Source organism: Geminicoccus roseus DSM 18922, from assembly GCF_000427665.1.
GTDB lineage: Bacteria > Pseudomonadota > Alphaproteobacteria > Geminicoccales > Geminicoccaceae > Geminicoccus > Geminicoccus roseus.
The window spans coordinates 2,839,080-2,864,350 of sequence record NZ_KE386572.1; the positions used below are offsets into that span (position 1 = coordinate 2,839,080).

A 25,271-nucleotide genomic window follows, 5' to 3' on the forward strand; every position below is an offset into this window, starting at 1 on the left:
GTTCATCGACTAGGGTGAATATCTCAGTTCATCGAGAAAAACTATATCATCCTCGGGTTGTTGGGAGCCACTGGGAGTGCGGCGATGTTCCGGGAAGGGCGGACGTGGAGGTTGTAGCGCCCGATCAAGCCGGCTCACCGGGCGGCCGGCGTCAGCTCCAGCCGGACCGGCAGGTCGCGCGAGGGCAGCGTGGTCCGCCGGTCGGCGGCGTAGCGGTCGACCCCGTCGCCGAACCAGCGCGACCAGGGATGCCCGCTCTGTCCGCCGGCGGCGACGATCTGGATCGCGTCGGGCTCCGCCAGGTCCACCAGGATCCGCAGGCTGGCTGCGTGGGTGACGGTCCGGCGCACCAGGGCCGGATCGACCGAGGCACCGGCGACGTCGACGCTGTACGGATCGCCGGCCTTCCTGGCGGCGTGGCCGAACAGGCGGCCCAGGACGGGCACGCTGTCCAGCACCGGATGCGGCAGGAGCGCGGTCTGGACCTCGTGCAGGGACCAGGCCTCCCGCTCCGGCCCGAACGTCGCCACCAGGGCCTGGTGCGCCTGCGCCAGGGCCCGGGCGGCCAGCGCCGCGCAGTCTTCCGTCACCGGAGTGCGCCGGTCGTCGCACCAGGCCTGTCGCTGGCGGACCACCCGGACCAGGAACGCACCGCGCAGGCCGCCGACTTCGCCGGCGGCAGCGCCCAGTTCGTCGCTGCGGACCAGCCGCGACAGATGCTCGGCGAACGCCAGGAACAGCCCGGCCCGCCAGCTGTCCTCGGCCATCGTGCCGTCCCAGCCGCGCATGGCGTCGCGCAGTTCCGCCAGGGCCGGCGGCAACCCGTCCGTCCGGAGCAGGACCGGCAGCAGGTCGCGGGCGAAGCCGGAGCGATGGTCGCGCTGGATCCGGATCAGGTCGGTGCCGTCCAGCCGGTCGCGCCCCGCCAGGAGGGCCTCGATCCGCCGGCGCCGCCAGACCGGCTCGGCGGTGGCGCTGATCGTGTAGGGGTAGTCGCCGTCCTCGACCCGGTCGTTGCCGTTGGCGACAACGCCCGTGGCCGGATCGAGCCTGACCGGCAGCTGGTCGGCCGGGATCGTTCCGACCCAGTCGGACTCCCCGCTGGCGCCGTCGCCCGGCATGGAGCCGTCGCCGCTGCGCCGGATCGGCACCGCGCCGGCCACCAGCAGCCCGACCGCGCCGGTCGCGTCGGCGGCGACGAAGTTCTGGACCGGGTTGCGATACGCCGCCAGCACGGTGCGCAGTTCCTGGAGGTCGGCGGCATGAGCCAGGCGGAAGCCCGCCGCGATCGTGGTGTCGGCGGGATCGAGCGCCGTCCAGGAAAGGCTCAGCACCGTGCCGGGCCGGGCGGCATCCTCCATGAGGTCGGAGATCACCGGGCCGTGCCGGGTCCGGCGCACCTCAAGCGTCTCTGGCTGGCCGCCCGCGACCCGGATCGTCTCCTGGCGCAGCTCGAACGGCTGCGGACCGTCCGGGGTGAGGTAGCGGGACGGATCGGCCGGATCCAGGGTCTCGACGAACAGGTCCTGCACGTCGGCGCCGGTGGTGGTCAGGCTCCAGGCAAGCGTGTCGTTGCGGCCGATCACCACGAACGGCAGGCCCGGCATGGTGGCGCCGGTGACGGCAAGGCCGGGGGCGCGCAGATGCGCCAGGTACCACACCCCGGGCGTGCGCAGTTCGAGATGCGGGTCGCCGGCCAGGAGGGCGGCGCCGCTGGCGCTGCGCGAGGCCGCCACCGCGAAGGCGTTGGAGCCGGTGCCGGGCCCGGGAGGAGCCGGGAGCGTCGCCAAGAGCCGGCTGGCCCGGGCCGCCGGCAGGGCCTGCCGCTCCGGCTCTGGCGCTTGGATGCCCGGCCAGAGGTCCTGGAGCTGGTCCGGCGAGAGCAGCCCGGCTAGGCGGCTGCGCAGCAGCTCGCCGTTCATGTCGCCGTCCAGGGTCAGCGCCATCATCTTGATCCAGACCGCGCTGTCCGCCGCGGTCCAGGGCTCCGGCTCGTGCCAGAAGATCCAGAACTCCGGCGGCAGCAGGCGGTCGCGGCCCTCGATCCAGTCGTTGATGCCCCGGACATAGGCGTCCAGCAGGTCGCGGGAATGGGGATCCAGTGCCGCCAGCGACGCTTCGGCCGCCTGGCGCAGGCCCAGCACCCGCAGGTAGCGGTCCACCGGCAGCGCTGCGGCGCCGACCACCTCCGCCAGCCTGCCCTGGGCGACCCGGCGCTGGAACTCCATCTGCCAGAGCCGGTCCTGCGCCTGGGCGTAGCCCAGCGCCCGGTAGGCGTCGCGCTCGCTGGACGCCTGAATATGCGGCACGCCGAACACGTCGCGGGCGATGGTGGCCGGGCCGTCCAGCCCCTGAAGCGCCTGGCTGCCGCGGATCCCGGGCAGCGAGCCGATCCCGATCGCCAGGACCGGGAGCGCAGCGGCGGCGGCCGCGAGGGCGAGGGCGCCGGCCAGCCGGCGCAGCGCCCGCCTGGCCATCAGCCGGCCGGGCCCAACAGGCCCTGCTCCACCAGCCAGGCGCGCAGCAAAGCGGGCTCGGTGAACCGATGGGCCCGCCAGCCGCGGGCCTGGGCCGCCGCCACGTTGGCCGGGTTGTCGTCGATGAACAGGAGCCGGTCCGGCGCCTTGCCCAGATCGTCCTCGACATGGGCGAAGATGCGCGGGTCGGGCTTGATCATCTTCAGCTCGCCGGAGACGTAGATCTTCGCGAACTCCTCGAAGAACGGGTAGCCCGGGTCGTGGCGGACCAGCGGCAGGGTCTCGACCGACCAGTTGGTCAGCGCCACCAGATGGGTGTCGCGCGCCGCCAGCTCATCCAGGATCGCGACGCTGCCATGGATCGGCCCCTTGATCATCTCGATCCAGCGGCTCTTCCAGGCGCGCAGCGGCATCTCGTGATGCGGATGGGCCGCCAGCAGCTCGGCGATCCCCTCGTCCATCATGCGGCCGGCATCGAACTGCTCGTTCCAGGCGCCGCTCGCGACATGGGTGAGGAAATGCTCCATCGCCGCCGGATCGTCGAAGATCGTCCGGTACAGGTAGCGGGGGTTCCAGTCGACCAGCACGCCGCCCAAGTCGAACACCACCGTCTCGACGCCGCGATCTTCCGTCATGCGATCCGTCCCTGAAAATAAGCTGGGATGCCGCTACGACCGGCCCGAAGCATCATCAAGTCGCTTCTCGACGGGCCGGTGACACGGCGGCATCTTGGCCCGGCCTGCGTCACACCCCGGGCACACCGGCCTTACCGGGTCCCACCGTCTCCTTGGGGTTCCTTTCATGCCGCTCGTTCCGATCGCCCCTCCCGATTTCGATGTCGAGATCGACCTGCGCTATGCGACGGAGCGCAACTTCACCGGCCGGCCCGTCTATGCCCGTGCCCTGCCGCTCCTGCACCCGGCCGCCGCGGCAGGACTGCGGCGGGCCATCGACCTTGCGCGGCCGCTCGGCCTGCGTCTGAAGCTGTTCGACCTGTACCGGCCGCCGGAAGCGCAGTGGAAGCTCTGGAACCATACGCCCGACCCGGAATTCCTGGCGGTGCCCTGGCGCGGCTCGCCCCATGGCCGCGGGGTCGCGGTGGACCTGACCCTCCTGGACGAGCAAGGCCGGGAACTCGACATGGGGACCGAGTTCGACGCGTTCACGCCCCGCTCTCACCATGGCGACCAGGAGATCCCGGTGGCGGCCCAGCGCAACCGTCTCGTCCTGCTCGGGCTCATGACCGCCGCCGGGTTCGACTTCTATCGGGCCGAGTGGTGGCACTACCAGCTGTTCGACGCGCGCGCCCTTTATCCCCTGATCGCGGACGGTGCGGCGGCGCCCGCCATGATGTGACGGCGCTTGCGGGCGGCGTGCAGCGCATCCTATTGCTTCTCCGCCCGCCGACCGGCGGGTGATGATCTCAGGGCGGGGCGGAAATCCCCACCGGCGGTGGTCGCGGCGGAAACGCCGCGCGAGCCCGCGAGCGCCTGCCGGCCGGAAGGCCGGCTGGGTCAGCAGACTCCGGTGCGATCCCGGGGCCGACGGTCACAGTCCGGATGAAAGAGATCGGCCGCCTCGTCCTGTTCCGGCCGGGGCTGCTGTCACCATGCCCTGATTCATGAACCGGCAACCCGAGGAAGCCGCCCGTGGATCAGTCTTCTTCCCGTTTCGCCTTCGTCCAGGCCTGCTGGCACAAGGACATCGTCGACCAGAGCCGTGACGCCTTCCTGCAGGCCATGGCCGAGGGCGGCGTCGCCCGTTCCCAGATCGACCTGTTCGAGGTGCCCGGCGCGTTCGAGATTCCCCTGCACGCCAAGCTGCTGGCGAAGTCCGGCCGCTACCAGGCGGTGGTCGGCGCCGGCCTGGTGGTCGACGGCGGCATCTATCGCCACGAGTTCGTCGCCCAGGCGGTGATCTCCGGGCTGATGCAGGTCCAGCTCGAGACCGAGGTGCCGGTCCTCTCGGCGGTCCTGACCCCGCAGCACTTCCACGAGCACGCCATCCACCAGGAATTCTTCACCCGCCACTTCCAGGTGAAGGGCCGCGAGGCGGCGTCGGCCTGCCTGGCGATCACCGCGGCGGTGGCGAAGCTGCCGCGATGAAGGGCAGGGGGTCCCGTCCGCACGGGACGGGGCCCCGGCCGCCGAGAGCTGCCGGCGCCGCTGTCGACCGCGCCATCGTCAACCTTCCTCCTGGTCCGGGTTCTCCGCGAGCCATTCCTTGAAGGAAAGGCGGGTCTTGGCCGGGATCGCGCTCTGGATGACCGACCGCACGTGCTCGGCCTTGCGGTCATTGCCGGCAAGGGCCCGGGCCACATGCCGGATGAGTTCGGCATCCTCTTCCCGTATCGACACCTCGACCCGCTTCATGCCGGCCTTCTTCATGCGATGGCGATAGGCTTGCAGAGACTCCTTCATGGGCTGGATTTCCTTTTGGCGGCCGGATTATCGGGGTGAAGAACAAAATCGGACCATCATGAATCGATGGGTGAAATCCTGGATCATGATCAATCTGCCAAGTATTCGTCGTCATCCGGCTGCCTGAGGCCAGCCGGAGGCAGGAAAGTCCGGCTCAACCGAAAATGAAGTCGGCCGGCTTGAGCACGAGCGGGTCCTGCCCGATAGTCTGCACGAGGACGTCGCTGCGATCGTCGAACCAGACCGTCACCGCGGTCGTGCCGTTGTCGAAGATGTCGAGCTGGTCGAACCCGTCGATCTCGTAGCCGCTGACGTCGATCCGGTCCTTGCCGCTCTCGAAATCGCCGATCAGGTCGTAGCCGCTGTTCGGGCCGAGCACGAACACGTCGCGGCCGCCGGTCACCTCGCCTTCGACAAAGGCGAAATCGCCCCACAGGACGTCGTTGCCGGGTCCGCCGACCAGCACGTCGTCGCCGCCCCGAACGTCGAGCGCCGGCCGGCCGATGCCGGCCTCGAAGGCGTCGCCGAACAGGCTGTCATTGCCGGAGCCGCCGACGAGCCGGTCGTTCTGGCCCCAGGCGGCGCCGGACATCTCGTAGGCGTCGCCATACAGCTGGTCCTGGCCGTCGCCGCCATGGAGATGGTCGCGGCCGCCACGCGTCTCGTGGGCCATGGTGTAGGCATCGCCGAACAGCCGGTCGTCGCCCTGGCCGCCATAGAGATGGTCGGCGGTGCCCCAGGCGTCGCCCCACATCTCGTAGGCCTCGCCGAACATGTTGTCCCGGCCCAGGCCGCCATAGAGATAGTCGGAGCCGCCGAGCGTCCGGTTGGACATCTCGAAGGCGTCGCCGAACAAATTGTCGTGGCCCCAGCCGCCGAAGATCTGGTCGCCGCCGCCTTCCGCCCGGCCGGTCATCGTGAAGGCGTCGCCGAACAGGTTGTCCTGGCCGCGCCCGCCGTCGATGCGGTCGCTGCCGCCGTGGCCGTGGGCGGTGAGCACCCAGGCATCGCCCAGCACGTTGTCCTGCGCGGCTCCGCCCGTGATCACGTCATGGCCGCCCTGCCGGTTCAGGAAGCCGCCGACTTCCTCCACCCCGTCCGGATTGCCGGCGGTGTAGCGGTCGCCGAAAATATAGTTGTCCTCGTCGTCGCCGAAGATGAAGTCGCTTGCATTGGCAGCCTTGCCCATGCCGCCGATGATGATTGCCATGGCTTTCACTCCCTGATCTGATGTCAACGGTTCTGGCTGGATCACCGTCCCCGACGGGCTGGACCTTGTCTGCAGGACGTCCGCGGGATGCTGAACGAGCGGTGCTCGTGTCAGCGACCGTTGCCGTTGCCGTTTCCGTTGCCGCTACCGGTGTTGCCATTCCCGTTGCCATTGCCGTTGCCGCTGGCACCGCCCTGGCCGGAACCGCTGCTGCCGTTGCCGCGTGAATCGCCGACGCCGTCATTGCCGCGGTTGTTGCCGAGATTGTTGTTGCCGTTGTTATTGCCGAGATTGTTGTTGCCGTTGTTGTTGCCCTGGCCGTCGCTGCTCAGGGTGGGCGTGTCGGGTCCGCCCGCTTTTGCATCCGACCTCCCGGCCAGCTGGGAGTCGTCGCCGAACCAGCGCTGCCAGTAGTCGGTCAGGTAGCGGTCCTCGGCGACCCGGCGGACACCCAGGTCAAGTTCCGGCGGCCCGACCCAGGACATCGCGGCGGCGCTGGTGGATCCGGCCATGAACAGGAGCGGGGCAAGCAGCATCCGGGGGAGCGGCCTGGTGTTCCGCCCGGGCCCGCCGGGGCCGCTCATCGGTCGATCCCGTTGCCGTTGCCGTTGAAGCGGCCGATGTTGCGGTTGCCGTTCAGGTTTCCGCCGTTCCGGTTGCCGTTGAAGCTGCCGATATTGGCGTTGCCGTTGCCGTTGCCGGAATTGTAGCTGCCGTTGTTCCGGCCGATATTGGCGTTGCCATTGTCGCTGCCGGTATTGTGGCTGCCGTTGCCGATCCCGATGTTGTGGTTGCCGTTGTTATGGCCGGAGTTCTGGTAACCGTTGTGGTTGCCGATGTTGCCATGGCCGCCGTTGTGGTTGCCGACGTTATTGTTGCCGGTGTTGTTGTTGCCGACATTGTTGGTGCCGGTGTTGTTCCGTCCGACATTGCCGTTGTCGAACATGCCGCCGGCAAACGACGAGAACGAGCGTGTTCCGTTGCCCTGCGCGGCGGCCTGGTCGATCGCCAGGAGCGGCGCGGCGGCAAGGGCGATGACGGCGATGGCTGTCGCTGGTCTCATGGCGTTGATCCTTTCCTGGGTGGGGCGGGGACATCCCCCGTGCCGGGGAAGGCACGGGGGACTCCTCGCGACGTCAGAAGGTCATCGGTGACCTGTCTGGATCACCACGCCCGGCCGCGATTGCCGTTGCCGTTGTAGTTGCCGTTGTCGTTGCCGCGGTTTCCGCTGCCGTTGTAGCTGCCGTTGTTGCTGCCGCGGTTGTCGTTGCCGTTGACGTTACCGTTGCCGTAGCCGCGGTTGTATCGGCCGTTCAGGTTGCCGTTGGCCGAGCCGTAGTTGAAGTTGCCGTTCTCGTTGCCGTTGTAGGAGCCCTTGTTGTGGCTGCCGTTCTTGTTGCCGTTCCAGTTGCCCCTGTTGTCGTTGCCGTTGCCGTTGCCATTGTAGGACCCGGCATTGGAGTTGCCGTTGTAGTTGCCGTTATGGTTGCCGACATTGCCATTCCCGTTCCCATTGCCGTTGTTGTTGCCTCCCGCCATTGCGGTCGCGGAGACCAGGCCGAGAACGGCAACCGAGCAGAGAAGAATTTTCAGACCACGCATTGCAATACTCCCGACATCCCTTCGACGAATATCCTCCGGGGAATTCCGGAACTATCGAGGGATATTTTTGGGATATCATGAATTTTCTGGATAACAACGAAAAAATGATTAAAATTTTCTGCTTTTATTTCCCAATATTTGGGCGCGGGTAATCGTTCCGCCTTCGTGCCAGAAGGCGGCGGCGAGGGCGCCAAGCAGCCGGCCCGAGAATTTCCCGTGTCAGCCGGCGACGTTGTTTCAGCGGATTGGCGGACGGCCTGTCAGCGACAGGCCCATGCTCCAGGTTGCTTTTGTTCTGCGCATGCCGGGGATCGACCGCCGGCCGGGAGGACGTCCGCTGAAGCGGATTCTCGTTTCACTCACTATTCTGGTAGTTTCCAGATGGTGACTTGTCGATGCCTGGATAGAAGAACCACCTTTCCCGATTTGGTTTTGGCGCAATCCTCGACGGAGTGCAGGAAAGAATCGGAAGGGTGAAAGTACGTAACTGAAAGATATTACCTTGAAGGATCCAGCCATGATCGCGTTTCCATTCCAAATTATTTATGTGTGACCAGAAATGCCAATTGTTCCAATTTTTATTTTCAGATTATTAGCAGAGCCAGATCGGATAATCCAAAATTGGTAGTAATATTCCTACAGATAACATAGAATATTCTTTTGGAACAAGAACATTCGTTCCGGAACCGGCTGCTCGGAGGGCCCCCGCAAGAATCAGCGGGTGGCGCGGCCGCCAAGCAGCGCCGCATCGGAGCCTCCGATCCTGTCCTGAAAGGAGAAGCCCGTTCCGTCGGGAACGGGAAACGGCCGGCGGTCGGCCGGTCAGCCCAGGGCCTGGTCCAGGTCCTCGATCAGGTCGTCGGCGTCCTCCAGCCCGACCGACAGCCGGACCAGGTCGTCATGGATGCCGATGCGGACCCGCTCCTCGCGCGACAGCCGGCCATGGGTCGTGGTGCCCGGGTGGGTCACGATGGTGCGGGTGTCGCCCAGATTGTTGGTGATCTCGATCACCTGGAGCCGGCGCAGCATCGCGAAGGCCCCCTCCTTGCCGCCGCCGGTCCGAAAGGCCAGCAGCGTGCCGCCGTTCAGCATCTGCCGCAGCGCCACGTCATGGTGCGGGTCGTCCGGCAATCCCGGATAGCGCACCGAGCCAGGAGCCAGCCGCCCGTTCAGGAAGGTGGCGATCCGGGCGGCGCTCTCCGCCATCCGCAGCACCCGCAGTTCCAGCGTCTCCAGGCTCTTCAGCAGCACCCAGGCGTTGAACGGGGAAAGCACCGGGCCGGTATGCTTGATGAACGGGTGGAGCAGCTCGTCCCGGGTGGCCCGGTCGCAGGCGATCAGCCCGCCCAGCACCCGGCCCTGGCCATCGGCATGCTTGGTGGCGGACGTCACCACGATGTCGGCGCCGTGCTCGGCGGCGCGCTGGCAAATCGGCGAGGCCAGCGCGTCGTCCACCACGAGCTTCGCGCCCGCCGCATGGGCCAGGTCCGCAACCGCGCGGATGTCGACCAGGTCCAGGGTCGGGTTGGCCGGGGTCTCCAGCAGGACCAGGTTCGCCGGACGGGCCAGGGCGCGGGCGAAGCCGTCCAGGTCGCCGGCATGCACCAGATCGACCTGCACGCCGTAGCGGGGCAGCAGGTCGGTGCACAGCCAGAAGCACGAGCCGAACAGCGGCTGGGAGGCAACCAGCCGGTCGCCCGCCTTCAGCGACGCCATCAGCACCGCCTGCACCGCGGCCATCCCGCTCGCCGTGCTGATCGCGGCCTCGGTGCCTTGCAGCAGGGCCCAGCGGTCCTCCAGCGCATGAACGGTGGGATTGCCCACCCGCGTGTAGCAGTAGCGCCCGCCGGGCTCGGCAAAGCCCGGCTCCGCCTCCTCGCCGCTCGCATAGGAGAAGCTGGCGGTCAAAAACAGCGCGTCGGAGGTTTCGCCGAACTCGCTGCGAACCCTCGGGCGATGGATCATCGCCGTGGCGCGGCGCAACTTGCTGGCCAACTCTCAGGACTCCGCTGGGCGCTCGGGAATCGGGCGATCTGGATGCGCTTGCCGGGTCCCCTTCGTCAATGGCGCGTGCAGCACCGCCAATGGCGCCCGGGGGCCGGACACGTCGCGCAGATGGGCGATTCCCTCCGCCTCCAGCCTTGCCCGCAGGCCGAAGCGAAGCTGGCGGGCGAGGCCAGCGCCCTGGCTGACCATGCCGCTGTAGACCTGGATGGCGTCGGCGCCGGCACGGAATTTCTGGAAGGCGCGCTCCACCGAATCGATCCCGCCGACCCCGATGATCGGCATGGCCGGCAGGCGGGCGCGGAACCGGCGCAGCAGGTCGGTGGACGGCTGGAACAAGGGCGCTCCGGACAGCCCGCCGGTCTCGTCCTTGTGGCTGGAGCGCAGGCCGGGCGGCCTGGCCACCGTCGTGTTCGACACGATCAGCCCGTCGGCGCCCTCGGCCAGCAGCACCCGGGCGATCGCATCCTCGTCGTCCGGCTCCAGGTCCGGCGCCACCTTGACGAAGAAGGGCCGCGCCCGGCCGGCGGCCGCCACCTGGTCGCGGGCGGCCCGCACCTCGGCCACCAGCCGCGCCAGCGCGTCCTGCTTCTGCAGCAGCCGCAGGCCCGGCGTGTTCGGCGAACTGACGTTCAGGACCAGATAGTCGACCAAGTCGTGCAGCCGGCGCACGCAGGTCCGGTAGTCGGCGATCGGATCGGCGGAATCCTTGTTGGCGCCGACATTGGCGCCCAGCACCGGCCCCTTGGGAGAGCGCCGCTCCAGCCGGGCGGCGACGGCGTCCAGGCCGTCATTGTTGAAGCCCATCCGGTTGATCACCGCCTGGTCCTCGTCCAGGCGGAACAGGCGGGGCTTCGGGTTGCCCGGCTGGGGCCTGGGCGTCACCGAGCCGATCTCGACGAAGCCGAACCCCATCCGCCCGAACCCGTCGAACGCTTCCGCGTTCTTGTCGAACCCGGCCGCCAGGCCGATCGGAACCGGCAGGTCGAGTCCGGCCAGTTCGGTGCGCAGCAAAGGCTCTGGTACCGGTCTGCCGGCCGGGAGCAGGGCAGTGCCGCGCACGGCCGCGCGGTGCGCGGCCTCGGACGGCAGCAGGCGGAGCAGGTGGTGCAGCATCGGCCGGCTCAAGAACCCCGTGCGATGAACTCGGGATTCTCGAAGCCGGGCTTGGCATAGCACAAGGGCTTGCCGTCCAGGCGCAGGACCTGGCCGCCCGCCGCCTCCAGCACGCCCTGGCCGGCCGCCGTGTCCCATTCCATGGTCCGCCCGAAGCGCGGGTAGAGGTCGGCCTTCGCCTCGGCCACCCGGCAGAACTTCAGGGAACTGCCCGCCGAGACGATGTTGGCGACCTTATTCTCCGCCAGCCAGGCATCGGTGCGCGCGTCGCGATGCGAGCGGCTGGCGACCGCCACCGGGGCGTCCGGCACCGGCCGCGCCTGGATGGGCCGGGTCCCATCGGCGTCGCGCACCGTGGCGCCGTGGCCGAGCGCCCCCCACCAGGTGGTGCGGATCGCCGGCGCCAGCACCACGCCCAGGATCGGCCGGTGGTTGTCGATCAGGGCGATGTTGACGGTGAACTCGCCGTTGCGGGCGATGAATTCGCGGGTCCCGTCCAGGGGGTCGACCAGCCAGAACTGGCCGGCGCCCACCTCGGGAATGTCGCCAGCGGCGGCGGCTTCCTCGGCCACCACCGGGATCGAGGGGGTCAGCTCCTTCAGCGCCGCCAGGATCAGCGCCTCGGCGTCCTGGTCGGCCGCGGTGACCGGGGAGCCGTCCCCCTTGGTGCTGACGGCGGCGCCTTGGGCGTAGTGCTGGAGGATGGCTTCCCCGGCGCGATCGGCGATCGCCACGACCTGGGGCAGGATGAGGATGGGCGGGAACAAGGGCGGCGCTCTCCAGGGCGAGAAAACGGCTGGTGTCCAATGCGGGCTACAGCCGACAGAGCGGCTTTACCTTCGTTCCGCCTTCTCCTGCCAGCGTGAAGCGGACATGGCGGCTGCGCAGGAACGCCACGGCCGCCAGGGTGCAGCCCGGCCTCCACCCTTACATGGGTGCATAAGCCTAGAACGGCCAGGACGGTCCATCTGCCGGCGCTGGCCGGGATGGTCATCTGGGAACGGGACAAACCGGGCCGCGCGCGACGCCTCCGGGATCCGCAGGCTCCGTGCCCCGATTTACACGAACGAACCCAAGCAGGCCTGCGACAGGATGGATCACCGCCTCCGGCGGGGAAACATCTGGATGTCTAGAGATCGTAGCGAAGTTTCGGTACGGCGCGTATCCAGGAGAAAGGACGGCTGGTGAAGGCTTGGAGGCATAATTATGAACGCGATCCTATTTGAGCCCTCGGCAGAGCGGATCGCGGCGAGCAACTGGACCGCGTTTCGTGACGGCTGGGCCTCCCGTGATCCAGCGGTGCCGGAGGATGCGCGCGGCCTGTGGCGGCGGTCGGTCGAAGATGCCCCGGCCTTCTGGCAGGAACTGCGCCGGTTCGCCGGCGTGATCGACGAGGGCGACCCGGAGCCGGCGCTGCAAGGCCAGGCGATGCCGGGCGCCCGCTGGTTTCCCGATCTGCGCCTTTCCTATGCGGAGAATCTCCTGCGCCGCTGCGACGACGGCGTCGCGCTGATCGCCCGGGACGAACGCGGCCGGCGCAGCGAGGTCAGCTTTGCCGAACTGAACCAGCAGACGGCGGGCTTAGCCGCGTTCCTGGAGCGGATCGGGGTTGGCGAGGGCGATCGCGTGGCCGCCATGCTGCCAAACATTCCCGAAGCCATTGTCGGCCTGCTCGCCACCAACGCCCTGGGCGGGATCTGGTCGTCCTGCTCGCCGGACTTCGGCCTGCAGGGCGTGCTCGACCGGTTCGGCCAGATCGAGCCCACCGTGCTGATCGCGGTTGACGGCTACAGCTATGGCGGCAAGCCGATCGACGTGCGCGCCAAGGTCGCCGACATCGCCAGGGCGATCCCGTCCCTGCGCGCGGTCGTGGTGGTCCCCTACCTGGAGGAGGCCCCGGACCTGGCGCCGATCCCGGACTCGGTGATCTATGCCGAGGCGATCGCGGGGGCGGCGCAGCGGCCGACGTTCCGCCGCCTGCCGTTCGATCACCCGCTGATGATCCTCTACAGCTCCGGCACCACCGGCAAGCCCAAGGCGATCGTCCACGGCCAGGGCGGCACCCTGTTCCAGCATCTCAAGGAACACCGGCTGCATGGCGACCTGAAGGACGGCGACCGGCTGTTCTACTTCACCACGACCTCCTGGATGATGTGGAACTGGCTGGTCAGCGGCCTAGCCTGCAGCGCCACGCTCGTGCTCTGGGAAGGATCGCCGTTCCATCCCGACCCGGCGATCCTCTGGCGTGTCGCCGAGGAGGAGCGTCTCACCCAGTTCGGCACCTCGGCCAAGTACATGGACGCCTGCAAGAAGGCCGGCGTGCGGCCAGACCAGTTCGACCTGGCGCCCCTGCGCAGCCTGTTCTCCACCGGCTCGCCGCTCCTGCCCGAGAGCTTTGCCTGGATCTACGAGGCGGTGAAGCAGGACCTGCAGGTCGCCTCCATCTCCGGCGGCACCGACATCGTCTCCTGCTTCGTGCTGGGCTACCCGACGCTGCCGGTGCGGATGGGCGAGATCCAGGGGCCGGGACTGGGCCTCGCGGTGGACGTGTGGAACGACGACGGCCAGCCGGTGCGCGGCGAGAAGGGCGAGCTGGTCTGCACCCGGCCGTTTCCCTGCATGCCGGTCTCGTTCTGGAACGACCCGGACGGCAGCCGCTACCGCGCCGCCTATTTCGAACGTTTCCCCGGCATCTGGCATCATGGCGACTATGCCGAGATCACCGAGAGCGGCGGCCTGGTGATCCATGGCCGCTCCGACGCGGTCCTGAACCCGGGCGGGGTCAGGATCGGCACCGCCGAGATCTATCGCCAGGTCGAGCAGGTCGAGGAGGTGCTGGAGGCGATCTGCGTCGGCCAGGACTGGCAGGGCGACGTGCGCGTCGTGCTGTTCGTGAAGCTGCGGCCGGGGGTGGCGCTGGACGACGCGCTGCGCGACCGGATCCGCAAGCAGGTCCGGGCCAACGCCACGCCGCGCCACGTGCCGGCGAAGATCGTCCAGGTCGCCGACATCCCGCGCACCATGAGCGGCAAGATCACCGAGATCGCGGTGCGCGACATCATCCATGGAAGGCAGGTCAAGAACACCGAGGCGCTGGCCAACCCGCAGGCCCTCGACCATTACCGCGACCTGGAAGAACTGCGCTCTTGAGCGAGGCACCGCCCTTCCTCGCGGCGCGCGGGACCTGGATGGAGGCGGTGGTCTGGAGCCTGCCCGGCTGGATCCCGCTGGGCCTGCTCTGGTTCGTGGGCCTGGTCGACAGCCAGGACGCGCTGATCGGTGGGGCCGTCGCGGTTGCCATCGGCGCGGTGGTCGCCTGGTGGCGGGTCCGCCAGCTGGCGCCGCTGATCGCCTGGGTCGAGCGGCTGCGGGTCGGCACCACCCAGCCAGGCTCGGTGCCGGACAGTTTCTTCTACGGCCGCCTGCCCCGTGCCTTGCTGGCGATGGAGCGGGAGACCCAGGGCCTGCGCCGCCGGGTCGCGGCCTCCGACGAGCTTCAGCGCGCCTTGGTCGATGCCATCCCCGACCCGGTGCTGGTGGTGGACAGCCGCGGCTATGTCCGCCTGGCCAACCCCACCGCCGAGCAGCATTTCGACCAGAAGCTCGCCGGTCATCCGCTCGGACGGTTCCTGCGCGACCCGGGCATCCTGGCGGCGATCGATTCCGCCATCCGCGCCGACGTCTCGTCCACGGTCAGCTTCAGTCCGCTGCTCGACCGGACCCGGCACTATACCTGCCGGATTCAGCCGATGCTCACGGTCGACGGCGAGCCGGCCGCGATCCTGTCGCTGCGCGAGACATCCGAGCAGGTCGCGATCGAGCGGATGCGCTCCGACTTCATCGCCAACGCCAGCCACGAGCTGCGCACGCCGCTCACCGCGCTGAACGGCTTCGTGGAGACCCTCAAGGGCCCGGCCCGGGACGACCCTTCGGCGCAGGCGATGTTCCTCGACATCATGGAAGCCGAATCCTCGCGGATGACCCGGCTGATCGACGATCTTCTGTCGCTGTCCAAGCTGGAGGCGGACGTGCACCGGCCGGTCTCCGAGGACGTCGATCTTGCCGAACTGGTGCAGGTGGCGGTCAGCGGGCTGGAGCCGCAGCTGCGCAAGAACCGGACCACGGTGGAGACGGAGGTCGAGGACCGGCCGATGCGCGTGCGCGGCGATCCCGACCAGCTCCAGCAGCTGGTGGCGAACCTGATCGACAATGCTTCGAAGTACGGCCGCCCCGGCACGCCGGTGCGGATCGAGCTCGCCTGCCTCGACCCGGCCGGCGACAAGGCCGGCCCGCTGGCCGGACGGCCGGCGATCCGCCTGTCGGTGATCGACCAGGGCGAGGGCATCGCCGCCGAGCACCTGCCGCGCCTGACCGAGCGCTTCTACCGGGTCGACCGCAGCCGCTCGCGGCGGGCGGGCGGAACCGGGCTGGGACTTGCGATCTGCAAGCACATCATCAAGCGGCATGGCGGCCACCTGAACGTGGAAAGCAAGCTGGGCGAGGGGTCCCGGTTCAGCGTGTTCATCCCGGTGCGCTGAGGCGCAGTCACGCTGCTGTCACACAAGCGCCATAAAAGCGGCACCGCCATGGGTCATCTCAGCGCCCATCGCACGCCACCTATGGAGCCTTCCAGATGAAGCATCTGGCTTATGCCGCGGCCGCCCTGGCCCTCGGCGCCTTCGCGACCGACGCCCACGCCCGGGACCAGATCCGCATCGTCGGCAGCTCGACCGTGTTTCCGTTCTCCACCGCCGTGGCCGAGCAGTTCGGCGCCAAGTCCGGCATGCCCGTCCCCGTGGTCGAGAGCACCGGCACCGGCGGCGGCATGAAGCTGTTCTGCAGCGGCGTCGGCGAGAGCAATCCCGACATCACCAACGCGTCGCGCCGCATGAAGGCCTCGGAGCTGGAAAGCTGCGCCAAGGCGGGCGTCGAGCAGGTCACCGAGGTCCAGATCGGCTTCGACGGCATCGTGCTGGCCTCCGACAAGTCCGCGCCGGACGTCAACCTGACCATCCCGCAGATCTTCCTGGCCCTTGCCAAGGAAGTCCCGGTGGACGGCCAGCTGGTCGCCAACCCCTATCGCAACTGGAGCGAGATCGACGCGTCGCTGCCCGACGTGAAGATCGAGGTGCTCGGCCCGCCCCCGACCTCGGGCACCCGCGACGCCTTCGTCGAGCTGGTCATGGATCATGGCTGCGAGACCTTCCCCGAAATCGAGGCGCTGGAAGGCGACGACAAGAAGGCGGCCTGCCAGACGATCCGCGAGGATGGCGGCTATATCGAGGCCGGCGAGAACGACAACCTGATCGTGCAGAAGCTGCAGGCCAACCCGAATGCCGTCGGCATCTTCGGCTACAGCTTCCTCGACCAGAACATGGACAGCCTGAACGGCCATCCGATCGACGGCAACGAGCCGACCTTCGAGAACATCGCCGACGGCACCTATCCGGTCTCCCGCTCGATCTACTTCTACGTGAAGAACGCCCATGTCGGGATGATTCCGGGCATCAAGGAGTTCATCGAGGAGTTCACCAGCGAGGCCGCGTTCGGCGAGGACGGCTACCTGGTCGACAAGGGCCTGATCCCGCTGCCGGAAGAGAAGCGCGAGGAGGTCCGCGAGCAGGCCCTGGCCCTGACGCCGGTCAGCCTGGGCTCCTGATCGAGACCTGAGGGCGAGGCGGTCTGCGGACCGCCTCGTATCTTTCGGGGCCGACGGGGCGGTGCCAGCCCCCGGCCTGTCGAGCGAGTTCCGCGGCCGGGCGGTAAGTAATGTATATTTTAGCGATCATTCTGGTCATGGCGGCGGGAGCGTACACGTTCTCGCGGCAACGGGCCTGGGCGATGGCGGGGGGGCGATCCAACGCCCTGCACAGTCGTCCCGGATATTATGGCTGGTACGCGGCGCTCCTCTCCGGAGGTCCGGCCCTGCTGGTCGTGCTGTTGTGGTTCCTGTTTTCCGGCCCGCTCGTCAGCTGGATTGTCACGTCCAGCCTGTCGGACGGGATCCGCAACGAGGCGCCGGAAGTCCTGCAGTTCTTCATGCAGGACGTGCGCCGGGTTGCGGCGGGCCTGTCGCCCACCCGTGAGCCCACCGCGGAACTGCTGGACGCCGGCAGCACCTATGCGACGGTGATGCTCATCGGGAACTGGGTGTTCGGCCTCATCGGCGTGGCGCTGGCGGGATGGCTCGGCTGGACCGCTTATCGCAGTGTCGATCCGGCCTTCCGCGCACGCAACCACGTCGAAAGCTGGATGGACTATCTCCTTCTGGCCGCCGCGGCGATCTCGGTCCTGATCACCGCCGGAATCGTCTTCTCGGTCCTGTTCGAGACCCTGCGCTTCTTCACCATGGTCTCGCCGATCGAGTTCTTCTTCGGGCTGAACTGGAGCCCGCAGACCGCGATCCGCGCCGACCAGACCGGCTCGAGCGGCAGTTTCGGTGCCGTGCCGCTGATCACCGGCACCCTGCTGATCACCTTCATCGCGATCTGTGTCGCCGGCCCGATCGGGATCATGGCTGCGATCTGGCTGTCGCAGTATGCGCCCAAGAAGGTGCGCGACGTCGCCAAGCCGCTGATGGAGATCCTGGCCGGCGTCCCGACCGTGGTCTACGGCTTCTTTGCCGCGCTGACGGTAGCTCCCTTCTTCCGCGGGCTGGGCGAGGCGGTCGGCCTGGACGTCGCCTCGGAAAGCGCGCTGGCCGCGGGCGTGGTCATGGGCATCATGATCATCCCGTTCGTGTCCTCCCTGTCCGACGATGCGATCAACGCGGTGCCCACCGCGATGCGCGACGGTTCGTTCGGGCTGGGCGCCACCAAGGCCGAGACCATCCAGCGGGTGATCATCCCGGCGGCGCTGCCCGGCATCATCGCCGGCTTCCTGCTCGCGGTCAGCCGCGCCATCGGCGAGACCATGATCGTGGTGATGGCCGCCGGGCTTGCCGCCAACCTGACCGCCAATCCGTTCGCCGCGGTGACCACCGTCACCGTCCAGATCGTGACCCTGCTGGTGGGCGACCAGGAGTTCGACAGCGCCAAGACGCTGGCCGCCTTCGCGCTCGGCCTGTTCCTGTTCGGCATCACCCTGATCCTGAACATCGTCGCCCTGTACATCCTCCAGCGCTTCCGGGAACGCTATGACTGACATGGTAACCACCGGAGGCCGGTTCGCCGCGATCACGCAGCGCCCGCCCCGGCCCGACGCGGAGGTCGCCGCGCACGTTCGTCGCCGCTATGCCCGCGAGCGTCGCTTCAAGGCGATCGGCATGGGTGCGGTGATGGTGGCGATCGGCCTCCTGGCGATCCTGCTGACCACCGTCCTGAGCCAGGGCTTGGGCGCCTTCCAGACGACCTACGCCGCGCTGGACGTGACGTTCGACGCCGCCGAGATCGATCCGTCGGGCAGCCGCGACCCGGAGCAGCTGGCCGATGCCGACTATCAGGCCGTCCTGAACCAGGCGCTCTACGCCACCTTCCCGGAGGTCACCGACCGGCTCGGCCGGCGCGCCCTGCGCGGGCTCCTGGCCAGCAGCAGCGCCATCGAGCTGCGCTCCATGGTCCTGGACGACCCGTCCATCATCGGCACCACCCAGAAGGTGCGCTTCCTGCTGGACGACGAGCGCGACCAGTACGTGAAGGGCGAGGTCGACCCGTCGATCCCCGAGGCGAACCGCCGCCTGAAGGACCGCGACATCGCCCTGGTCGATCAGCTGACGGAGCAGGGACGGATCGAGACCGGCTTCAACTGGGTGCTGTTCAGCAACGCGGACAGCCGCGAGCCCGAGCAGGCCGGCCTGCGCGCGGCCCTGGTCGGGTCGGCCTGGATGATGCTGATCTGCTTCTGCTTCGCGGTGCCGATCGGGGTGGCCGCCGCGGTCTATCTGGAAGAGTTCGCGCCCAAGAGCCGCTGGATCGACCTGATCGAGGTCAACGTCAACAACCTGGCGGCGGTGCCCTCGATCGTGTTCGGCCTGCTGGGCCTGGCGATCTTCCTGAACCTGTTCGGGATCCCGCGCTCGGCCTCGCTGGCAGGCGGCCTGACCCTGGCGCTGATGACCCTGCCGGTGATCATCGTGGTGACCCGGGCCGCGCTGCGCGCGGTGCCGCCCTCGATCCGCGCGGCAGCACTGGGCGTAGGCGCCTCGCCCCTGCAGGTGGTCACCCACCATGTCCTGCCGCTGGCCCTGCCGGGCATCCTGACCGGCACGATCATCGGCATGGCGCGGGCGCTGGGCGAGACCGCCCCGCTGCTCATGATCGGCATGGTGGCGTTCATCGCCAACGTGCCGTCCGGCCCGATGGATCCGGCCACGGCCCTGCCGGTGCAGATCTATCTGTGGTCGGACAGCCCGGAACGGGCCTTCACCGAGCGGATGGCGGCGGCGATCATCGTCCTGCTGGGCTTCCTGATCGTGATGAACCTGATCGCGGTCCTGCTGCGTAAGAAATTCGAACGGACGTGGTGAGCACCATGGCGACTGCAGTCAAAGTCAACGACCTGCCGAAGACGGTGTCGCCCGCGCAGGCGGACGTGCCGAAGATGGCGGCGCGCAAGGTCAAGCTCTGGTACGGCGAGAAGCAGGCCCTGTTCGATGTCGACCTCGACGTCGCCAAGAACTCGGTCGTGGCGCTGATCGGGCCGTCCGGCTGTGGCAAGTCGACGTTCCTGCGCTGCCTGAACCGGATGAACGACACGATCGACGGCTGCCGGATCGAGGGCGACATCCGCCTGGACGGCAAGGACGTCTACGATCGCAGCGTGGACGTGGTGCAGCTGCGCCAGCATGTCGGCATGGTGTTCCAGAAGCCAAACCCGTTCCCGAAGTCGATCTACGAGAACGTCGCCTACGGCCCGCGCATCCATGGGCTGGCCAGCAGCAAGGCCGAGTTCGACGAGATCGTCGAGACCAGCCTCAAGGGTGCTGGCTTGTGGAAGGAGGTCGCCGACCGCCTCCACCAGCCGGGCAACAGCCTGTCGGGCGGCCAGCAGCAGCGCCTGTGCATCGCCCGCGCCATCGCGGTGGCGCCCGACGTGATCTTGATGGACGAGCCCTGTTCCGCTCTCGACCCGATCGCGACGGCCAAGATCGAGGAGCTGATCGACGAGCTGCGCCAGCACTTCACCATCTGCATTGTCACCCACAACATGCAGCAGGCGGCGCGCGTGTCGCAGAAGACCGCGTTCTTCCACCTGGGCAAGCTGATCGAGTTCGGGGACACCGACGAGATCTTCACCAATCCCAAGCAGCAGATGACCCAGGACTACATCACCGGCCGGTTCGGCTGACGGGAAGGGAGGATCCATGACCATGACCGACAGCGGGCCGATCAAGAAGCACCTGGTTCGTTCCTACGACGACGACATCGAGCAGATCACCAAGCTGATCACCGAGATGGGCGCGGTGGTCGAGCAGCAGGTCGCCTTCGCCGCCCAGGCCCTGATGGATGGCGACGAGCGCATCGCCCGCACCGTGATCGACCGGGATCCGCAGGTGGACGGGCTGGAGGAGAAGCTCGACCAGACCGCGATCAAGGTGCTGGCGATCCGGCAGCCCATGGCGATCGATCTGCGGATCATCGCGATGGCGCTCAAGATCTCCAACGATCTGGAGCGGATGGGCGACTATGCGGTGAACATCGCCAAGCGCGTCATCCGGCTGCAGACCCAGACGCCGATGCGGCCGATCCCGACCATGTCGCTGATGGCCGAGATGTGCCAGGAGATGGTCAAGGACATCCTGGACGCCTACATCGCCCGCGATCCCGAGAAGGCGATGGCGGTCTGGAAGCGCGACCAGGAAGTCGACAACGCACACAACAGCGTTTTCCGCGAGCTCCTGACCTACATGCTCGAGGACCCGCGCAAGATCACGCCCTGCATCGACCTGATCTTCATCGCCAAGAACCTGGAACGGATCGGCGACCACGCGACCAACATCGCGGAGAAGATTCACTACATGATCCATGGCGACGAGATCAATCGCAGCCGGGACGAGGACAAATGAAGCCGATGATCCTGGTCGTCGAGGACGAGCCGCCTCTCCAGCAATTGCTGAGCTACAACCTGAAGGCGGCGGGCTTCGAGGTGGCGCAGGCCTATGACGGGGAGGAGGCGCTCCAGCTGATCGACGAGCGCACGCCCGACCTGGTCCTGCTCGACTGGATGCTGCCGGAGATTTCCGGCGTGGAATTGTGCCGGCGTCTGCGGCGGCGCAGCGACACCGCGCGGGTGCCGATCATCATGCTGACCGCGCGCACCGAGGAGCATGACCGGCTGCGCGGGCTGGAGACCGGTGCTGACGACTACGTCACCAAGCCGTTCTCGCCGGTCGAGCTGATCGCGCGGATCCGGGCGGTGCTGCGCCGGGTCCGCCCGGCCTTCTCCGAGCAGGCGCTGAGCTTCCACGATCTGCGCATGGACCTGACCGCCCACCGGGTGTTCCGCAACGGCCGTGAGGTCCATCTTTCGCCCACCGAGTTCCGTCTGCTCCGCTATCTCCTGGAGAATCCTGGTCGGGTCTTCAACCGTGCCCAGCTGCTCGACCGGGTCTGGGGCACCGACCTGGAGATCGAGTTGCGCACCGTCGACGCCACCGTGCGCCGCCTGCGCCGCTCCCTGAACCAGAACGGCGAGACCGATCTTCTCCGCACCGTGCGGGCTGAGGGCTATTCCCTGGACCTCAAGCACGGCGTCGCCAGCGAAGGAATGGCCGAAACCGGCTGAAGGCCGCACCCCCTCAGCTTCCGTCGCGGGGCATCCCCGCGCGTCGGGCCTCTTCAGGTCCGCCGGCCAGGCAGCACCTGGGGAAGTCGGCACCTGGGAAAGTCGGCGGCCAGGGCAAGGCGGGAGGCCAGCCATGCCGCCTCGTGAGCCGACATCCGCCTGCGCGGAGGCGGTCGTCGCGGGAATGAACAGCGGGTCGTCGACGACCGCTCGCGCCGGACCGTTCCGGTGCTGGCGAGGCCGGTACCGTCCGCGACAGGATGCCGGCGCCGGCGGCGTGGCGCGAGAGCATCGGCACGACGTTCCGTACTGCATCATCGGCCACCTGCGACCGGGCCCCGCGCGTTCCGGTTGCCCATCCTGGCATCCTGTCTTGCCGATCCGCTCCGCCCCGATGCGCCGAACTCCGCCGGAAGGGGCGGGCAGAGGTAACACATGGCTCAGAACGGGAGCAGGATATCGAGGGCCTGCTGGCCATAGCGCGGCTGCTGGACATCGGTGATCTGGCCGCGGCCGCCATAGGCGACCCGCAGTTCCGCGATCTTCTCGTGGGCGATCGTGTTCTCGGAGGTGATGTCCTGGGGACGGACCACGCCGGCCAGCACCAGCTCGCGCACCTCGAAGTTGACGCGGATCTCCTGGCGTCCCCGGATCACCAGGTTGCCGTTGGGCAGGACCTGGGTGACCACCGCCGCCACCGAGAGCCGGATCTCCTCGTCGCGGCTCACGGTTCCGCGGCCGCGATTGGTGGACTGGCTGTTCAGCCCGACGAAATCGCCATCGTCGGACTCATCGCTCAGCATGTCCTGGACCGTGCCGGCCACCCCGAACATGCTGTCGATGCCCAAATCCTCACTGCTCTTGCGCGAGCGGGTGCTCTCGTTGTTCAGCTGGGCCCGGTCCGCCATGGTGACGCGCACCGTCAGCACGTCGCCCACGTCCCGCGCGCGCTGGTCCTTGAAGAAGGCTCGCGCACCGCTGCGCCACAAGGAATTGGCGCCAGCGCTCGGTGCCTCCGCGGCAGGGGGCATGGGCAGGGATACCGGCTGGTAGCCGGCCACCGCCACCGGGTTCTCGATCGGGGTGAGGGGCGGGGTCTTGCCGATCATCTCCAGCCGCTCCGGGATCCCGCAGCCACAAAGGATCAGCGGCAAGATGGCCCAGCCAGTGCCCCGCCTCCTGGCGCTCCTTACCGCGCCATGCGCACCGGCGGGGCTTCTGGCCGCCGCCGGCCAAGGCAGGGTATGTCGCATCATGGTCCAGAACCTCCGATCACGATCTCGCCCGGCGCCACGACCCGGCCCTGCACCTGCCGGTTGGTGGTCGTGTTGATCGCACGGCCGAGTTCGCCCACCGCCGCGTCTTCCAGTGCGTGGCCGGTCACGGTGAGCTGAAGGCCGCGGTCGACAAAGACGATCCGCACCGGCTCGCCGCGATGGATCGCCCGGGCGGCGCGCAAGGCCGCGCGCCGGATCGGCCGGCCCGCCGGAAGGCGCCGCGCCAGTTCCAGGCCAGCCAGTTCGTCCAGCGAACGGATGACATCGTCCTCCAGCCGCGACCTGGGCCAAGCGGCCTCCCCGAACAATTCCGGTGCTGCGACCATGCCCGCGGCCAGCGGGCGGAGCGGCACCGGGATCGTCTCCAGGACCTGCAGCTCCGCAACGAGCCGCAGCCTGGCGCCATGACCTCGGGCATCGGTGGCCCGCAGCCAGCCGTTCACCCGTTCGGGCCCCCGGCCTCCCTCCATGGGCTTGGCCTCATCCAGGGCCACGGTGATCGAAAGAGGCTCGGCGGCAGGATTGAACAGGGGCAGTCCGGGCTGGACGATCCGGATCGACCATTCGCCGCCCTCCGGCCCGGGAAGGCTGCGGCGCACCAGGTCCTCGAGCGTCGCCGCATCAAGTGAATCGCCGGGCGTCACGACGACCGATCCGTCGGCGCAGACCGGCTGCGGAAGGACCATAATGCCGGCCAGGACGGCAGCCAGTGCTGCGTGGGGCAGGATCATGCGGAGGCGGCTCGGCCACGTCCAGGGCAGGCGGCTCATCACCGGCTTCCTCAGCCACGCAGCTGGGTGACGGTGCCCATCATCGAATCAGTGGCGGTGATCACCCGCGAGTTCAGTTCATAGGCGCGCTGGGCGGTGATCAGGCTGGTGATCTCGGCGACCGGATTGACGTTCGAGCTCTCCAGGTAGCGCTGCAGGATGGTGCCGAAGCCTTCCGATCCGGGCGTGCCGATGCTGGGAGGCCCGGAGGCGGCGGTTTCCGCATAGAGGTTGGTCCCGAGCGGCTCGAGGCCCACCTCGTTGACGAAGCTCGCCAGTTCGAGCTGGCCCAGCTCCTGCATCTCGACCTGGCCCGGCACACGAACGCTGACACCGCCTTCGGGGTTGATCGTCAGCTCCAGCGCATTGCTCGGCACCGTGATCCCGGGGGCCACCGGGTAGCCGTCCGCGGTGACAAGCTGTCCCTCGGGGCCAAGCTGCAGATTGCCAGAGCGGCTGTACGCGACCTCGCCGGACGGCAGCTCGACGGCAAGATAGCCGCGGCCCTGGATCGCGATGTCGAGATCATCCTCGGTCCCGACCAGCGGCCCCTGCTCCAGCACGCGGTAGATGGCCGCGGTCTTGACCCCCAGGCCGACTTCGACCCCGGCCGGCACCAGGGTGCCGTTCTCCGACGATGCGGCGCCACCCTGACGCTGGCTCTGGTAGAGCAGGTCCTGAAATTCCGGGCGGGCCCGCTTGAAGCCCGTGGTCGTCATGTTGGCGATGTTGTTGGAGATGATGTCGACGTTGAGCTGCTGGGCAGCCATGCCGGTGGCGGCGATGTTCAGCGAGCGCATGGGGCTTTCCGTTCCGGTACGGGAGGGGGCAGACAGGTCAGTCCGACGAGGACAGCATGCGGTCGACGGTTCGCCGCGCCAGGTCGTGATGGGTTTCCAGGAGCTTCTGGGTGCTCTCGAAAGCACGTGTCACCGCGATCAGGCGGGTCATCTCGGCGACCGGCTGGACATTGGAGCCTTCCAGCGATCCCTGGACGACCCTGGCCTCCCCGGCCGCCACCAGGGGGGCATCGGTCCGGTAGAGGCCCGCACCTTCCGGGATCAGGCCGGCACCTGCGGCCGGTTCGACGACCCCCAGCCGCCCGACCACGACCTGGTCGGCCGAGATGGTCCCGTCGGCCGCCACGGTGATCGTCCTGGCATCGATCGGCAGGACCAGCGGGGCGCCCGCCTCGTCCAGGAGCGGTGCGGCGGTGCTGGTGACGAGCCTGCCCTCGGCATCCTTGGCGAAGTGGCCGGCTCGCGTCAGCCGGTCCCCCTCGGCGGTCTGGACCCGGAACCAGCCCGCGCCGACCAGCGCCAGGTCGAGCATGCCGCCGGTGCTGCGCAGGGGGCCCTCCTGCTGGTCGACCACGGTGCCGCGGTCCTCGCCGAAGGACACCGCTCCAGGCTGGCCCGCCCGGCGGAGGTTCTGCTCGAACAGCAGATCCTGCCGGCGGTAGCCGGTGGTGTCGACATTCGCCACGTTGACTGCAAGGACATCCATCGCCCGCTGCAGGCCGATGCCGCGGCCGAGGCCGAGATAGCCGGTGAGGTCCATTCAGCGTCTCCGGGCAGCGCCAGTCGCGGGATAGCCCACGACTTGCACGGGCGGGATCCACTGCCTGCCCGGGGCGAGGTAGCTCGACGTCATGCGCAGCAACTCCGCTTCGT

At 68.3% G+C, this 25,271-nt stretch carries 24 protein-coding genes and 1 riboswitch; of the genes, 10 read left to right on the top strand and 14 right to left on the bottom strand.

Annotated features, from left to right (window positions below; all coding sequences use genetic code 11):
- Positions 1 to 134 precede the first annotated feature (134 nt).
- Together GEMRO_RS29710 and GEMRO_RS0114275 are read right to left on the bottom strand one after the other, a co-directional pair.
- Positions 135 to 2,477: a penicillin acylase family protein gene (locus GEMRO_RS29710; RefSeq protein WP_051329074.1), complete on the bottom strand. Its 2,343-nt coding sequence runs from the start codon at positions 2,475 to 2,477 to the stop codon at positions 135 to 137.
- A complete protein-coding gene (locus tag GEMRO_RS0114275) occupies positions 2,477 to 3,112 on the bottom strand; it encodes an HAD family hydrolase (RefSeq protein WP_027134535.1) in 636 nt (211 codons plus the stop codon). Before GEMRO_RS0114275 ends, GEMRO_RS29710 begins: the two co-directional genes overlap by 1 nt.
- 166 nt (positions 3,113 to 3,278) lie before the next feature.
- Between GEMRO_RS0114275 and ddpX the strand changes: the two genes are divergently transcribed.
- On the top strand, positions 3,279 to 3,833 hold the full coding sequence (ddpX, locus tag GEMRO_RS0114280) for a D-alanyl-D-alanine dipeptidase (protein ID WP_027134536.1): 555 nt from the start codon (positions 3,279 to 3,281) through the stop codon (positions 3,831 to 3,833).
- A 59-nt stretch (positions 3,834 to 3,892) separates the two neighbouring features.
- Positions 3,893 to 4,052, top strand: a riboswitch (FMN riboswitch).
- A 74-nt stretch (positions 4,053 to 4,126) separates the two neighbouring features.
- The gene (locus tag GEMRO_RS0114285) at positions 4,127 to 4,582 is read left to right on the top strand and encodes a 6,7-dimethyl-8-ribityllumazine synthase (RefSeq protein WP_027134537.1); all 456 of its coding nucleotides are present in this window, start codon (positions 4,127 to 4,129) and stop codon (positions 4,580 to 4,582) included.
- A 78-nt stretch (positions 4,583 to 4,660) separates the two neighbouring features.
- On the opposite strand, the gene GEMRO_RS0114290 is transcribed toward GEMRO_RS0114285, so the two are convergent.
- From GEMRO_RS0114290 to cysQ, 8 genes are all read right to left on the bottom strand, one after another.
- Positions 4,661 to 4,897 carry a hypothetical protein gene (locus tag GEMRO_RS0114290; protein WP_027134538.1) on the bottom strand — a complete coding sequence of 79 codons (237 nt, stop codon included), beginning with the start codon at positions 4,895 to 4,897 and terminating at the stop codon, positions 4,661 to 4,663.
- A 154-nt stretch (positions 4,898 to 5,051) separates the two neighbouring features.
- On the bottom strand, positions 5,052 to 6,107 hold the full coding sequence (locus GEMRO_RS29715; RefSeq protein ID WP_051329075.1) for a calcium-binding protein: 1,056 nt from the start codon (positions 6,105 to 6,107) through the stop codon (positions 5,052 to 5,054).
- A 110-nt stretch (positions 6,108 to 6,217) separates the two neighbouring features.
- Positions 6,218 to 6,691: a hypothetical protein gene (locus tag GEMRO_RS34915; protein ID WP_157505592.1), complete on the bottom strand. Its 474-nt coding sequence runs from the start codon at positions 6,689 to 6,691 to the stop codon at positions 6,218 to 6,220.
- A complete protein-coding gene (locus GEMRO_RS0114305) occupies positions 6,688 to 7,170 on the bottom strand; it encodes a hypothetical protein (protein WP_027134540.1) in 483 nt (160 codons plus the stop codon). Before GEMRO_RS0114305 ends, GEMRO_RS34915 begins: the two co-directional genes overlap by 4 nt.
- A 101-nt stretch (positions 7,171 to 7,271) precedes the next feature.
- Positions 7,272 to 7,709, bottom strand: coding sequence for a hypothetical protein (locus GEMRO_RS29720; RefSeq protein ID WP_051329076.1), 438 nt, complete (start codon positions 7,707 to 7,709; stop codon positions 7,272 to 7,274).
- An 822-nt stretch (positions 7,710 to 8,531) separates the two neighbouring features.
- A complete protein-coding gene (locus GEMRO_RS0114315) occupies positions 8,532 to 9,704 on the bottom strand; it encodes a trans-sulfuration enzyme family protein (RefSeq protein ID WP_027134541.1) in 1,173 nt (390 codons plus the stop codon).
- Between the two features lie 3 nt (positions 9,705 to 9,707).
- Positions 9,708 to 10,829 carry a quinone-dependent dihydroorotate dehydrogenase gene (locus tag GEMRO_RS29725; protein ID WP_157505593.1) on the bottom strand — a complete coding sequence of 374 codons (1,122 nt, stop codon included), beginning with the start codon at positions 10,827 to 10,829 and terminating at the stop codon, positions 9,708 to 9,710.
- 8 nt (positions 10,830 to 10,837) lie between these two features.
- The gene (cysQ, locus tag GEMRO_RS0114325; RefSeq protein ID WP_035485338.1) at positions 10,838 to 11,596 is read right to left on the bottom strand and encodes a 3'(2'),5'-bisphosphate nucleotidase CysQ; all 759 of its coding nucleotides are present in this window, start codon (positions 11,594 to 11,596) and stop codon (positions 10,838 to 10,840) included.
- A 439-nt stretch (positions 11,597 to 12,035) separates the two neighbouring features.
- Between cysQ and GEMRO_RS0114330 the strand changes: the two genes are divergently transcribed.
- The 8 genes from GEMRO_RS0114330 to phoB all read left to right on the top strand — a co-directional run bounded on the left by GEMRO_RS0114330 (position 12,036) and on the right by phoB (position 21,551).
- Positions 12,036 to 13,979, top strand: a complete 1,944-nt coding sequence (locus GEMRO_RS0114330; protein WP_027134543.1) for an acetoacetate--CoA ligase — start codon at positions 12,036 to 12,038, stop codon at positions 13,977 to 13,979.
- Positions 13,976 to 15,367 carry an ATP-binding protein gene (locus GEMRO_RS29730; RefSeq protein WP_051329077.1) on the top strand — a complete coding sequence of 464 codons (1,392 nt, stop codon included), beginning with the start codon at positions 13,976 to 13,978 and terminating at the stop codon, positions 15,365 to 15,367. Before GEMRO_RS0114330 ends, GEMRO_RS29730 begins: the two co-directional genes overlap by 4 nt.
- Before the next feature lie 95 nt (positions 15,368 to 15,462).
- Positions 15,463 to 16,488 carry a substrate-binding domain-containing protein gene (locus tag GEMRO_RS0114340; protein ID WP_027134544.1) on the top strand — a complete coding sequence of 342 codons (1,026 nt, stop codon included), beginning with the start codon at positions 15,463 to 15,465 and terminating at the stop codon, positions 16,486 to 16,488.
- Between the two features lie 110 nt (positions 16,489 to 16,598).
- Complete coding sequence (gene pstC, locus GEMRO_RS0114345) at positions 16,599 to 17,972, top strand: phosphate ABC transporter permease subunit PstC (RefSeq protein ID WP_027134545.1); 1,374 nt, start codon at positions 16,599 to 16,601, stop codon at positions 17,970 to 17,972.
- Entirely contained in the window at positions 17,965 to 19,293 is a 1,329-nt protein-coding gene (gene pstA / locus GEMRO_RS0114350) for a phosphate ABC transporter permease PstA (RefSeq protein ID WP_084506973.1), read from the top strand. The genes pstC and pstA overlap by 8 nt, the downstream gene beginning before the upstream one ends.
- 74 nt (positions 19,294 to 19,367) lie before the next feature.
- On the top strand, positions 19,368 to 20,114 hold the full coding sequence (pstB, locus tag GEMRO_RS0114355) for a phosphate ABC transporter ATP-binding protein PstB (protein WP_240476808.1): 747 nt from the start codon (positions 19,368 to 19,370) through the stop codon (positions 20,112 to 20,114).
- Positions 20,115 to 20,130: 16 nt separating this feature from the next.
- Complete coding sequence (gene phoU / locus GEMRO_RS29735) at positions 20,131 to 20,832, top strand: phosphate signaling complex protein PhoU (protein WP_240476689.1); 702 nt, start codon at positions 20,131 to 20,133, stop codon at positions 20,830 to 20,832.
- Positions 20,829 to 21,551 carry a phosphate regulon transcriptional regulator PhoB gene (gene phoB / locus GEMRO_RS29740; RefSeq protein ID WP_035485340.1) on the top strand — a complete coding sequence of 241 codons (723 nt, stop codon included), beginning with the start codon at positions 20,829 to 20,831 and terminating at the stop codon, positions 21,549 to 21,551. The genes phoU and phoB overlap by 4 nt, the downstream gene beginning before the upstream one ends.
- Before the next feature lie 440 nt (positions 21,552 to 21,991).
- Here the strand turns inward: phoB and flgH are convergent, their stop codons facing one another.
- From flgH to GEMRO_RS0114385, 4 genes are all read right to left on the bottom strand, one after another.
- Positions 21,992 to 22,705: a flagellar basal body L-ring protein FlgH gene (flgH, locus tag GEMRO_RS29745; protein WP_240476690.1), complete on the bottom strand. Its 714-nt coding sequence runs from the start codon at positions 22,703 to 22,705 to the stop codon at positions 21,992 to 21,994.
- A gap of 98 nt (positions 22,706 to 22,803) precedes the next feature.
- Positions 22,804 to 23,598: a flagellar basal body P-ring formation chaperone FlgA gene (gene flgA, locus GEMRO_RS32735; protein WP_027134548.1), complete on the bottom strand. Its 795-nt coding sequence runs from the start codon at positions 23,596 to 23,598 to the stop codon at positions 22,804 to 22,806.
- Positions 23,599 to 23,609: 11 nt separating this feature from the next.
- Positions 23,610 to 24,398 (bottom strand): flagellar basal-body rod protein FlgG, encoded by a 789-nt coding sequence (gene flgG, locus GEMRO_RS0114380; protein WP_027134549.1) that lies wholly within the window; start codon positions 24,396 to 24,398, stop codon positions 23,610 to 23,612.
- A 37-nt stretch (positions 24,399 to 24,435) separates the two neighbouring features.
- On the bottom strand, positions 24,436 to 25,158 hold the full coding sequence (locus tag GEMRO_RS0114385; protein ID WP_027134550.1) for a flagellar hook-basal body complex protein: 723 nt from the start codon (positions 25,156 to 25,158) through the stop codon (positions 24,436 to 24,438).
- Positions 25,159 to 25,271 lie beyond the last annotated feature (113 nt).

Bases quoted from the DNA above. Each gene is read 5' to 3' on its own strand.
- ddpX (WP_027134536.1), top strand. From the start codon at position 3,279: ATGCCGCTCGTTCCGATCGCCCCTCCCGATTTCGATGTCGAGATCGAC.
- pstC (WP_027134545.1), top strand. From the start codon at position 16,599: ATGTATATTTTAGCGATCATTCTGGTCATGGCGGCGGGAGCGTACACG.
- flgG (WP_027134549.1), bottom strand. From the start codon at position 24,398: ATGCGCTCGCTGAACATCGCCGCCACCGGCATGGCTGCCCAGCAGCTC.
- GEMRO_RS34915 (WP_157505592.1), bottom strand. From the start codon at position 6,691: ATGAGCGGCCCCGGCGGGCCCGGGCGGAACACCAGGCCGCTCCCCCGG.
- GEMRO_RS0114305 (WP_027134540.1), bottom strand. From the start codon at position 7,170: ATGAGACCAGCGACAGCCATCGCCGTCATCGCCCTTGCCGCCGCGCCG.
- pstA (WP_084506973.1), top strand. From the start codon at position 17,965: ATGACTGACATGGTAACCACCGGAGGCCGGTTCGCCGCGATCACGCAG.
- GEMRO_RS0114330 (WP_027134543.1), top strand. From the start codon at position 12,036: ATGAACGCGATCCTATTTGAGCCCTCGGCAGAGCGGATCGCGGCGAGC.
- GEMRO_RS0114385 (WP_027134550.1), bottom strand. From the start codon at position 25,158: ATGGACCTCACCGGCTATCTCGGCCTCGGCCGCGGCATCGGCCTGCAG.
- phoB (WP_035485340.1), top strand. From the start codon at position 20,829: ATGAAGCCGATGATCCTGGTCGTCGAGGACGAGCCGCCTCTCCAGCAA.
- GEMRO_RS29720 (WP_051329076.1), bottom strand. From the start codon at position 7,709: ATGCGTGGTCTGAAAATTCTTCTCTGCTCGGTTGCCGTTCTCGGCCTG.
- GEMRO_RS29725 (WP_157505593.1), bottom strand. From the start codon at position 10,829: ATGCTGCACCACCTGCTCCGCCTGCTGCCGTCCGAGGCCGCGCACCGC.
- GEMRO_RS0114275 (WP_027134535.1), bottom strand. From the start codon at position 3,112: ATGACGGAAGATCGCGGCGTCGAGACGGTGGTGTTCGACTTGGGCGGC.
- GEMRO_RS0114340 (WP_027134544.1), top strand. From the start codon at position 15,463: ATGAAGCATCTGGCTTATGCCGCGGCCGCCCTGGCCCTCGGCGCCTTC.
- flgA (WP_027134548.1), bottom strand. From the start codon at position 23,598: ATGAGCCGCCTGCCCTGGACGTGGCCGAGCCGCCTCCGCATGATCCTG.
- GEMRO_RS0114290 (WP_027134538.1), bottom strand. From the start codon at position 4,897: ATGAAGGAGTCTCTGCAAGCCTATCGCCATCGCATGAAGAAGGCCGGC.
- GEMRO_RS29715 (WP_051329075.1), bottom strand. From the start codon at position 6,107: ATGGCAATCATCATCGGCGGCATGGGCAAGGCTGCCAATGCAAGCGAC.
- GEMRO_RS29710 (WP_051329074.1), bottom strand. From the start codon at position 2,477: ATGGCCAGGCGGGCGCTGCGCCGGCTGGCCGGCGCCCTCGCCCTCGCG.
- phoU (WP_240476689.1), top strand. From the start codon at position 20,131: ATGACCATGACCGACAGCGGGCCGATCAAGAAGCACCTGGTTCGTTCC.
- pstB (WP_240476808.1), top strand. From the start codon at position 19,368: ATGGCGGCGCGCAAGGTCAAGCTCTGGTACGGCGAGAAGCAGGCCCTG.